Genomic DNA, 10,336 nt, shown 5'->3' on the forward strand with positions numbered 1-10,336 from the left:
CCCGTCCCACAGGCCCCGCCCCGCACCCCCGCCCCACGGACCCCGAACAGGAGACCCGATGCGCACCCGACACGTCTTCCACGCCGTCGACTCGCACACCGAGGGCATGCCGACCCGCGTCATCACCGGCGGCGTCGGGGTCCTGCCCGGCGCCACCATGGCCGAACGGCGCCGCCACCTCGTCGACGAGCTCGACCACCTCCGCACCCTCCTGATGTACGAGCCGCGCGGCCACTCCGCGATGAGCGGGGCCATCCTCCAGCCGCCCACCCGGCCCGACGCGGACTACGGCGTGCTCTACATCGAGGTGTCGGGCGCCCTCCCCATGTGCGGCCACGGCACCATCGGCGTCGCCACAGTCCTCGTCGAGACGGGCATGGTGCCGGTCACCGAACCCGTCACGACCGTCCGCCTCGACACCCCGGCCGGCCTGGTCGCGGTGGACGTGCACGTCGAGGGCGGCGCCGCGAAGTCCGTCACCCTCACCAACGTCCCCGCGTTCAGCGTCGCCCTGGACCGCAAGGTCGACGTGCCGGGACACGGCACCGTCACCTACGACCTGGCCTACGGCGGCAACTTCTACGCCTTCGTCCACCTCGACGCCCTGGGGCTGCCGTTCGACCGGGCCCGCAAGGACGACCTGCTGGCCGCCGGCCTCGCCGTCATGGACGCCGTCAACGCCACGGACCGGCCGGTGCACCCGGAGAACCCGGAGATCGGCGGCCTCAAGCACGTCTACCTGGCGGCGCCCGGCTCCGACGCCGCCCGCTCCCGGCACGCGATGGCCATCCACCCCGGCTGGTTCGACCGCTCGCCCTGCGGCACCGGCACCTCGGCGCGCATGGCCCAGCTGCACGCCCGGGGCGAGCTGCCCCTCGGCCGCGACTTCGTCAACGAGTCGTTCATCGGCACCCGCTTCACCGGCCGGCTCGTCGCCGAGACCACGGTCGGCGGGCTGCCCGCGGTCGTTCCCACCGTCACCGGGCGGGCCTGGATCACCGGCACGGCCCAGTACTTCCTGGACCCGGACGACCCCTTCCCCGCGGGTTTCCTACTCTGAAGGGCCCGCGCAACGCACCGACGCAGTACCGCAGCCCCGGAGGTAGGCCCATGGGTGGCCATCTGAAGCAGTCGAACCTCATCACCGCGCAGGAGCGCCTGCGCGACCAGGTCGCCCACGCCCTGCGCGCCGCCCTCATCTCCGGGGAGCTCCAGCCCGGCCTGGTCTACTCCGCGCCCGCCCTGGCCGCCGACTTCGGGATCTCCGCCACACCGGTACGGGAGGCCATGCTCGACCTCGCCCGGGAGGGCCTCGTCGAGCCGGTGCGCAACAAGGGCTTCCGGGTCACCGAGGTCAGCGGCCGCGACCTCGACCAGTACACGGAGCTGCGGGCCCTGATCGAGGTCCCCACCGTCGGCGCCGTCACCCGCACGGCGGCCCGGGAGCAGCTGGAGGCGCTGCGCCCGGTCGCCGAGGAGATCGTCACGTCCGCCCGCGGCCACGACCTGATCGGCTACCTGGACGCGGACCGCCGCTTCCACCTGTCGCTGCTGGGGCTGCACGGCAACGAACGGCTCGTCGAAACCGTCGGCGACCTCCGCAAGCGGTCCCGGCTGTACGGCCTGACGGCGCTGGACGAGCGCGGCAAGCTCGTCGCCTCCGCAGAGGAGCACCTGGAACTGCTGGACCTGATGCTGTCCGGGGACGCGGCCGGTGCCGAGGCGTGCATGGCCCGCCACCTGGGCCACGTCCGGTCGCTGTGGGCGGCCGACGAGGACTGACAGGCACGGAGGCGGCCGACGCGGAGGGACCGGCACCGGGCGGCCGATCAGGACGGGCAGGCACCTGGCCGGAAGGCGGCGGGCTCCGGCAAGGGCCCGCTACGCCCGGCGTCTCCGGCCCGGGCTGCCGGACGTGGGGGCGCTGCTCCTGACCGTCGCGGCACTCCTGAGGGCGGCTGCGGTGCCGCAGCGACCGCGGGAGGCCCTGCCGGGGCGGGGCGGCTGCCCGGGCCGGCCCCTTCGAAGGGGCCGGGCGTGAAATTCTCATGCGCGGACCCGGCCGGATTCCCGGACCACGACATGATCGGCTCAGTGTCGCCGGCGGCGGTGGCGTGCCACTGTTCCGGCAGGCGGAAGGAGCAGTGGCATGAAGATCGGGGTTCTCGGGCCGCTCGTCGTGGAGATCTGCGGCACCTCCGTGGTGCCGACCGCGGCCAAGCCGCGCCAGATGCTTGCGCTGCTGGCGGTCAACGCGGGCGGGGACGTGAAGGTGACGACCCTGACGGAGGAACTGTGGGACGCGAGCCCGCCGAACGGGCCCGCCGGTGTGGTGCAGACATACGTCAAACAGTTGCGCCGGGCCATCGGCCTGGCTCTCGGACCGGAGCACGAGTGCGCGCCCAAGGACATCCTGAGCCGCAGTTACGCCGGGTACGTGCTCAACCTGCCCAAGTACGCCATCGACGCCGAGGTCTTCCAGCAGCTCACCGCCCGCGGTCTGCGGGCCCTCGCCGGGGGAGAGGACGCGGCCGCGTCGTCCCTGCTGGCCGATGCCCTCGCCCTGTGGCGCGGGCCCGCCCTCGGGGACGTGCCGATCGGGCCGGCGCTGCGCGTGGAGTCCCTGCGGCTAGAGGAGACGCGGCGCTCCGCACTGGAGGGGCGGATCACCGCGGACCTCCGGCTCGGCAGGCACGCCGAAGTGATCGCCGAACTCCTCGCCCTCACGGAGCGCTTCCCTCTGGAGGAGAAGCTGCACGGCCTTCTGATGCTCGCCCTCTACCGAAGCGGTCGCTCATGGCAGGCACTTGAGATTTTCCGGAAGCTACGCGCGTCGACCGTGGCGGAGTTGGGTATAGAGCCTTCCCTGCGCATCCAGCGGCTACACCGGGAGATCCTCGCGGCCGATCCGCGGCTCGACACCGCCCTCCCGACTTTGGCCCCCTTTTAGCCCCCTCGGGCAGCGTGGGACCGCGCCCGGCCGGCCGGGCGCCACGAACCGCGGCTGCGGGGCGGTGCCGCCCGTCCCGCAGCGCCGGCCCGAAACGACCGCGGACCCGCACCCTTGCGGCCCGGCGGACGCTGCGACCACCACCGGGACCAGCAGCGCCGCACACCGGAACAGCCCCGGACCGGCGCGGCGGCGCCCGCCCCGGGCCGGCGCGCCCCGCGGGGCGGGTGCCGTACCGGACCGGCCGCGCCGCCCACCAGCACCGGAGCATCCCCCATCCCCGGACGGAACCGGCGACCACCATGACGCGATACCTGTCCCCGAAGCGCCCTGACCACGAACCCCCCGAGGGCACCCGGCTGTTCTGCTTCCCGTACGCGGGCGGCGGAGCGTCGGCGTACCGGCGGTGGCAGCGCGGCCTCGACGCCCTGGATGCCCGGGTGCGGGTGGTGCCGGTGCAACTGCCCGGCCGCGAGGAGCGGTACGACGAACCCCGGTTCACCGACCTGGACGCCCTCGTCACCGACCTGGACGCGCAGCTCGACACGGAGCTGTCCGAGCCGCACCTCCTCTACGGCCACAGCATGGGCGCGCTCATCGCGTCCGCGCTCGTCCGGCGCCGGCACCGGCGCGGCGCGCACCTGCCCCTCGCGCTCGTCCTGAGCGCCTACCGCGCCCCCCACCTGCCGGCCCCGGCGATGGCCCACCCCGACGCCGGGGACCGGGAGCTGGCCGCCGCGCTCGCGGACCTCGGCGGCATCCCGCAGGCGCTGCTCGCCCACCCCGGGTTCCTGTCCGCGCTGCTCCCGGTCGCCCGTGACGACCTCCGGTTGTGCCTGAGCGGCACCGCCGAGCCCCCCGGACCGCTGCCGGTGCCGCTGCACCTGTTCGCGGGCCGCGCGGACCGGCTCGTCAGCGTCGGTGAGGTGCTCGCCTGGCGCCAGTACGCGGGCGCCGGCCACACCGCGCGGACACTGCCCGGAGGGCACTTCTTCGTCCGGGAGGACGAGAGCGGCTTCCTGCACGAACTGGCCGCACTCACCCGCCGGTACGCCACCGAGCGGATCACCGCGTGAACGGAGTGCCACGCGGGCAGGATGCCGGCGCACTGCTCCGGCCGCCCCCGCCCGGCCGGGGCGCCACCGCGCGGACGCCGCACCCCCGCACGGCGGCCCGGAGCCCGCACCGGACGACCGCGAGAGGAACAGGCCCGTGACCCACCACGCCACGCCCGGCGCCGGCAGGCGCCCCGCGTCCCGGCAGGCCCGTACCGCCTGGGCGGCGGCGGCCGCCCTCCTGCTCGCCTGGGCCGTGTTCGAAGCCGCGAAGTACGGCGGATGGGTGATCGTCGCGGCCGTCGCCGGCGTCGTCGTCCCCGACCTGTCGCTCCTGCTCGCGCTCTCCGGCCCGCACCGGCCCGGCCTGATGCCGCCCAGGGCCGTCCCCCTCTACAACCTCCTGCACCGGCCCGCCGTCGCCTTCGCCGTCATGCTCAGCTGCCTGGTCCCCGACTCCAAGGCCGTCGCCGTCCCCCTCTTCAACCTCGGCCTGGCCTGGCTGCTGCACATCGCCGCCGACCGGGCGCTCGGCTACGGCCTGCGCGCGGCCGACGGCCGGCCGCGCTGACCCCGGGCGACCAGCGCGCTGCACGGCACCGGCCGGTCCCCCTGCACCGCGCCCCGGCCGGGTGTGCCTCGACGCTAGCCGCTTTGGTCCCGCGCAAGGCCCTGCTGCAAGGCTCGTCGCGTCCCGGCCGCGGCTCCCGCCGCGCCCCGGGACCGACCACCGCACACCCGTGACCGCGGGCACCCGCTGCCGGAGGAGACGCATGGACACGACGGAGACGACGCAGGGCGGGCCCGGGACGACGCCGGGCGGACCGGAGACGACGGAGGGCGGGGCGGGGGCGGGCGAGCGGCTCCTCGACTACCCGTTCCACCGGCCCTCCGCCGTCGAGGTGCCGCCCGTGTACGAGGAGCTGCGGGCCACGTGTCCGGTGGCCCACGTCCGGCTGCCCAGCGGCGACGAGGGCTACGTCGTGACCCGGTACGACGACGTGCGCACCGTGCTCGCGGACCCGAGGTTCAGCCGGGCCGCGACCATCGACCCCGACGCGCCGCAGCTCACCGGCACCCCTCCCGTCCCGGGCAGTCTGTTCACCACGGACGCGCCCGAGCACACCCGGCTGCGCAGGCTCGTCTCCCGGGAGTTCACCGCACGCCGGGTGCAGGACATGCGCCCGCGGATCCAGGAGCTGACCGACGGCCTGCTCGACGCGATGGAGAAGCACGGAGGGCCGGTCGACCTGAACACGGCGCTCGCCTTCCCGCTGCCGGTGATGGTCGTCTGCGAGCTGCTCGGCGTGCCCTTCGAGGACCGCGACCGCTTCCGCGCCTGGTCGGACGCCTTCGTCTCCCTGACCGCCCACACGGCGGAGGAGACCGCCGCCGGGCGCCGGCAGATGATCGAGTACCTGGCGGCCCTGGTCGCGCGCAAGCGCGAGCAGCCGACGGACGACCTGATGGGTGCGCTCGTCGCCGCCCACGACGACGAGGGCAGCCTCAACGAGTACGAGCTGATCGTGATGGCGGCGACCATCCTCGTCGCCGGACACGAGACCACCGTCAGCATGATCGGCAAGATGGTGCTCACCCTCCTGCGCCACCCGCAGCACATGGCCGCGCTGCGCGCCCACCCGGAGAGGATGGACCACGCCGTCGAGGAGCTGTTGCGCGTCAACCCCATCGGCGACGGCGGCCCGCTGCGGATCACCCTGGAGGACGTCGAGGTCGGCGGCACCGTCATCCCCAAGGGCAGCGCCGTCCTCGCGGCGGTCTGCTCCGCCAACCAGGACCCCGAGCGGTTCACCGGCACCCCGGCGGACGCGTTCGACCCCGCGCGGCCCGAGGCCGTCCACCACGTCGCGTTCGGCCACGGACCGCACTTCTGCCTCGGCGCCGCCCTGGCCCGGGCCGAGCTGCAGATCGTCCTCACGTCGCTGCTGAGCCGCTTCCCCGGACTGCGGCTCGCGGAACCGGCCGAGTCCCTGGAGCTGACGACGGGCATGATGGTCCACGGCCTGACCCGCCTGCCCGTCACCTGGTGACGCACTCCACCGCGACACCGCCCGGCCGTCACCGCTCGGCGGCCGGGCACCGGCGCGCCGCCCCCCTCCGCCGCCGCGGCCGATGCGCGTGGCGCGACGGCACGGCCCGTGCGCCGTGACCGCCGCGGTGCGTCCCGTCGCCGGCGGCGTCCCACGGGGCCCTGTCCGCGAGGACGTGCGGCCCGTACCGCCGTGCTCGCGCGGCCCGGGCCGCCCCCGGCGCCCTCCGGTACGCGCTCCACGGACGCTCACGTCGACCGCCGCCGCATGCGGGACCCGGCCGTCATCCCGAGCCCGCGCACCGCCGCGCTGCCGCCGCCCGTCCAGCCTGTGCCGGGGCGCCCGTGCGGCCCGTACCGCGGTGCTCGCGCGGCCCGCGCCGCCCCCGGCGCCCTCCGGTACGCGCTCCACGGACGCTCACGTCGACCGCCGCCGTACGCGGGACCCGGCCGTCATCCCGAGCCCGCGCACCGCCGCCGCCCGTCCGGCCCGTGCCGGGGCACCTGTGCGGCCCGCGCTGCTCTCCCCGTCCGGACCGTGCGGCCTCCGCGCGTCCGGCCCGCGGCGTCTTGCCGCCGTCCTCACCGCGGCGGCCCGGCCGCATAGCCACCGCACCCCTCCCCGCGGCGCTCCTCCGGTCACCCCGCGGCGGTGGGGGACTGGGCCTGCACCGCGTGGGGGCCGGGCTTCTGCAGCTGGAAGTAGGCGCCGCCCAGCACCTTCTCCTTCAGCGTCTGGCTCCTGTCGACCGCCCGGTACAGCGAGCGGCGCAGGACGCCGCCCGCACCGTGCCACGCGAACAGCCGCTCCTGCCGCAGTTGCAGCCCCCGGGACCGGCCCACGGCCCCCTCGCGCACCCGCTGGAACTCCTGGCACGCCCGGAGCAGCGCCGCCGCGTCCCCGCCCGCGGCGCGCGCGCCGTGTACCAGCGGGGCCAGCGTCACCGCGTCGATGATCGCGTGGTTGACGCCCTGCCCGAGGACCGGCGTCAGCGTGTGCGCCGCGTCGCCGACCAGGACCAGGCCGGGCATGGACCAGCGCGGCACCAGGGCGGTGAAGATGTCCAGCATCGACGTGTCGGACCAGGAGCGGATCTCGCTGCGCACCGACCCGGACAGCTCGGGAGCCAGCAGGTCGAGGCGCTCGTACAGCGCGGGCAGGCCGCGGGCGCGCAGCTCCCGCAGCCCGCCCTTCGGGATGTTGAAGCCGACGCGGACGCTGCTCGGATGGGTCGGGATGAACAGCCCGTGCTGGTCGCCGCGGATCCGGACGCGGTACGTACGGTCGTCCCACTCCGGCGGGAACGGCAGCTTCAGCCACACCACGTCGCGGTCCAGCGGCAGCTTCGTGTACGGCAGGCCGGACATCTCGCGGACCTTGCTGAACCGGCCGTCAGCCGCCACGGTGAGCGCCGCCCGTACCGTGATCTCGCCCTCCGGGGTCCGCGCCGTCACCCCTTCCACCGGCCCGCTGCCGCCGGCCGCCCGCAGCAGCCGCGTGGCCGTGGCGCGGCGCACCAGGACGAAGTGCTCCGGGTGCTCCTCCTGCCCGAGGGCCGCCAGGGCCGACAGCAGCGCCGGCTGGGGCAGCTCCACCGGGTAGGGGTGCGGGTACCGGAAGCGGCGGAAGTCGGCGCGCAGCACCGTGCTGCCGGAGTCGACGATCTCCATCCCGTGCATCTGCTGGTAGGAGCCCGCCAGGCGGTCGAGGACGCCCAGCCGGTCGAGCAGCCACACCGAGTCCGGAGAGACCGACTCGCCCCGGAACGACCGGTCGAAGCGGCCGCTCTGCTCCAGGACCACGACGGAGACCGCGCGCCGGGCGAGTTCCACGGCCAGCGTGAGCCCCGCCGGACCCCCTCCGACCACGCACACCTCGGCGGTCAGCTCGGTTGTCGTCATCAGCGCTGCCTTTCGGGAGGGGGCATCCTCCGCCGATGGTCCGCAGTCCGCCTAAAGCAGCTCTTGCGGGCGCCGTGCGGGGCGCGTCCGCCGCCGGCCGCCCCGCTCCGGCGCCCGGACGTCCGGCGCAAGCCCGTCTTTAGGCCCCGGGCGCAGCCTCGGGACGGCCCGCCCGCCCCGGCAGAGAGGCGAACGACCCATGAGCACAGCAGTGGATCCCGCCGGACCCCTCGACCGGCTGCGCGCGCTGCACGACGCGAGGAGGCTGGCCGCCGAGTACCCGGCGGTCCCCGGTCTGCTGGCCGAACTCGCCCAGCGCGACGACGCGGCGGCCCAACTGGCACGGGCGGGCCGCCTGCTCGCCCGGACGGCGCCCGAGGACGTCGCCGCACTGCACCCCGGGGTGCAGCCCGCCGCCGTCGCCGTCACCGGGCACGGCACGCTCGACGGGCTGACCGCGCCGCTCGTCGCGGAGCTGGCCCGGCACGGCATCCCGGCGCGCGTGACGGCCGGGGACCACGGGGCGTGGCTGCGCGACCTCCAGGACGACGGCAGCCACCTGTACGCCCCCGGCACGGAGCTGGCCCTGTGCCTGCTGGACGCCCGGATCGTCTTCGACGAACTGCCGCTGCCCTGGCGCGCCGAGGACGTCGCCGCGGCCGTCGCCGGGAAGGCGGCGCTGCTCGACGAACTCGCCGGCCGTTACACCCGGCACGGCCCCGGCACGCTCGTCCTCCACACGCTGCCGCTGCCCGCCGAGTACCCCCGGCAGCTGGTCGACCACCGGTCCCGCACCGAACTCGCCATCCTGTGGCGGGAGTTCAACATCGCCGTGCTGCGGCTGGCCGCCGCACACCCCCGGCTGCACGTCATCGACCTGGAGCCGCTGATCGCGGAGGGCGGCCCGCTGCGCACCCGCGGCTCGCCGCCTACGCCGAGGCGCACCTCGGCGGGGAGCTCCTCGGCCGGTACGCGCGGCAGGCCGGCCACCTGCTGCGGGCCCTGCGCGGCCGCGCCAAGAAGGTCCTGGTCGTCGACCTCGACAACACCCTCTGGGACGGCGTCCTCGGGGACGACGGCCCCGACGGCATCGCCGCCGCCACCACCTACCGCGGCGCCGCGTTCGGCCGGTTCCAGCGGGTCGTCAAGCAGATCGGCAGCCAGGGCGTGCTGCTCGCCGTGTGCAGCAAGAACGACCGCGGGCCGGTCCTCGACGTGCTGCGCACCCATCCCGACATGGCGCTGCGCGAGGACGACTTCGTGTGCGTCAGCGCCGACTGGGAGCCGAAGGACGGCGCCGTCCAGGCCCTCGCCGACCGTCTGAACCTCGCCACCGACAGCTTCGTCTTCGCCGACGACTCGCCCTTCGAACGCGGCCTGGTCGCCTCCTCCCACCCCGGGGCCGCCGTGGTCCCGCTCGACGAGGAGCCGGCGCTGCACGTCGACCGGCTGCTCGCCGACGGCTGGTTCGACGTACCGGAACTGACCGCCGCGGACCGGGGCCGTGCCGCGCAGTACCGCCAGGAGGCCGGGCGGCAGGACCTGCGGCGGGCCGCCGGCTCGGCGGAGGAGTACCTGCGGGCCCTCGGCGTGACCGTGGAGGTCGCCCCGGTGCGGGACCACGAGGTGGCCCGGGTCGCCCAGCTGACGCTGCGCACCAACCAGTTCAACCTCACCACCCGCCGGCTCCAGCCGCCCGACGTGCGGGAGCGGCTCGACGCGCCGGGCCACCTGGCGCTGGCCGTGCGCTCCCGCGACCGCTTCGGCGACAACGGCGTCGTGGGCGCCCTCTTCGCGCACCGCGAGGACGCGGTCCTGTACATCGACAACGTGCTGCTCAGCTGCCGGGTCTTCGCCCGCGGCATCGAGCAGGCCGCCCTCGCCGCCCTGCTGGAGCACGCCAGGGACTCGGGCGCGGCCGAGGTCCGGGCATGCTTCCGGCCCACGGCCAAGAACCACCGGGTGCGCGGCTTCTACCCGTCGCTCGGTTCCGAGCAGGTCGCCGAAGCCGCAGACGGCACGGTCGATTTCCGCCACCCCCTCACGGACCTGCCCGCCGTGCCGGGGCACGTCACGCTCGACGCGGCGCTCCGCCCCGGCCCCTGCTGACCGGTCGCGGTCCCCGCGCCACCGACGCCGGCCTCGTGCCCCGCCTCCCCGCCGCCCGCGCGGGCCCCGCCGTAACCCCGCCGGACCGCGCACCCGACGTCCCTGCGGGGCGCACCCGGGCGTCCCCACGGGCGGTTCCCCGCGGGGCTCCGCCACCCGCGGGGGCGGCCCCACGCGCCGGTGCCGCCGGCGCACGGCGGGCCGTGGCCGCCCGGCGCACCAGGCGGGGGCAGCGCGGCCCGCGGCGCCCCGCCGGCCTTCCCCCGCCCC

9 protein-coding genes are annotated in these 10,336 nt (G+C 75.9%); 7 read left to right on the forward strand and 2 right to left on the reverse strand.

The window, feature by feature from the left end; all coding sequences use genetic code 11:
* Positions 1-58: 58 nt before the first annotated feature.
* From BJP40_RS01525 to BJP40_RS01550, 6 genes are all read left to right on the forward strand, one after another.
* The gene (locus BJP40_RS01525) at positions 59-1,060 is read left to right on the forward strand and encodes a proline racemase family protein (protein ID WP_071269844.1); all 1,002 of its coding nucleotides are present in this window, start codon (positions 59-61) and stop codon (positions 1,058-1,060) included.
* A 50-nt stretch (positions 1,061-1,110) separates the two neighbouring features.
* On the forward strand, positions 1,111-1,782 hold the full coding sequence (locus tag BJP40_RS01530) for a GntR family transcriptional regulator (RefSeq protein WP_071277912.1): 672 nt from the start codon (positions 1,111-1,113) through the stop codon (positions 1,780-1,782).
* A gap of 367 nt (positions 1,783-2,149) precedes the next feature.
* Complete coding sequence (locus tag BJP40_RS01535; RefSeq protein ID WP_071277914.1) at positions 2,150-2,950, forward strand: AfsR/SARP family transcriptional regulator; 801 nt, start codon at positions 2,150-2,152, stop codon at positions 2,948-2,950.
* 302 nt (positions 2,951-3,252) lie between these two features.
* The gene (locus BJP40_RS01540) at positions 3,253-4,026 is read left to right on the forward strand and encodes a thioesterase II family protein (protein WP_071277916.1); all 774 of its coding nucleotides are present in this window, start codon (positions 3,253-3,255) and stop codon (positions 4,024-4,026) included.
* 136 nt (positions 4,027-4,162) lie between these two features.
* Positions 4,163-4,576 (forward strand): DUF4260 family protein, encoded by a 414-nt coding sequence (locus tag BJP40_RS01545; protein WP_071277919.1) that lies wholly within the window; start codon positions 4,163-4,165, stop codon positions 4,574-4,576.
* 202 nt (positions 4,577-4,778) lie between these two features.
* Positions 4,779-6,056, forward strand: coding sequence for a cytochrome P450 (locus BJP40_RS01550; protein ID WP_079170837.1), 1,278 nt, complete (start codon positions 4,779-4,781; stop codon positions 6,054-6,056).
* A 638-nt stretch (positions 6,057-6,694) separates the two neighbouring features.
* On the opposite strand, the gene BJP40_RS01555 is transcribed toward BJP40_RS01550, so the two are convergent.
* Together BJP40_RS01555 and BJP40_RS36160 are read right to left on the reverse strand one after the other, a co-directional pair.
* Positions 6,695-7,957: an FAD-dependent monooxygenase gene (locus BJP40_RS01555; RefSeq protein ID WP_071277922.1), complete on the reverse strand. Its 1,263-nt coding sequence runs from the start codon at positions 7,955-7,957 to the stop codon at positions 6,695-6,697.
* Between the two features lie 139 nt (positions 7,958-8,096).
* On the reverse strand, positions 8,097-8,741 hold the full coding sequence (locus tag BJP40_RS36160) for a hypothetical protein (RefSeq protein WP_371258582.1): 645 nt from the start codon (positions 8,739-8,741) through the stop codon (positions 8,097-8,099).
* A 26-nt stretch (positions 8,742-8,767) separates the two neighbouring features.
* Here BJP40_RS36160 and BJP40_RS01560 point away from each other — a divergent pair, with 26 nt between their 5' ends.
* A complete protein-coding gene (locus BJP40_RS01560) occupies positions 8,768-10,066 on the forward strand; it encodes an HAD-IIIC family phosphatase (protein ID WP_371258583.1) in 1,299 nt (432 codons plus the stop codon).
* Positions 10,067-10,336: the final 270 nt, after the last annotated feature.

Source organism: Streptomyces sp. CC53, assembly GCF_001865245.1.
Lineage (GTDB): Bacteria > Actinomycetota > Actinomycetes > Streptomycetales > Streptomycetaceae > Streptomyces.

Coding starts and splice junctions, on each gene's coding strand:
- BJP40_RS01525 (WP_071269844.1), top strand. CDS start 59: ATGCGCACCCGACACGTCTTCCACGCCGTCGACTCGCACACCGAGGGC.
- BJP40_RS01550 (WP_079170837.1), top strand. CDS start 4,779: ATGGACACGACGGAGACGACGCAGGGCGGGCCCGGGACGACGCCGGGC.
- BJP40_RS01540 (WP_071277916.1), top strand. CDS start 3,253: ATGACGCGATACCTGTCCCCGAAGCGCCCTGACCACGAACCCCCCGAG.
- BJP40_RS01555 (WP_071277922.1), bottom strand. CDS start 7,957: ATGACGACAACCGAGCTGACCGCCGAGGTGTGCGTGGTCGGAGGGGGT.
- BJP40_RS01535 (WP_071277914.1), top strand. CDS start 2,150: ATGAAGATCGGGGTTCTCGGGCCGCTCGTCGTGGAGATCTGCGGCACC.
- BJP40_RS01530 (WP_071277912.1), top strand. CDS start 1,111: ATGGGTGGCCATCTGAAGCAGTCGAACCTCATCACCGCGCAGGAGCGC.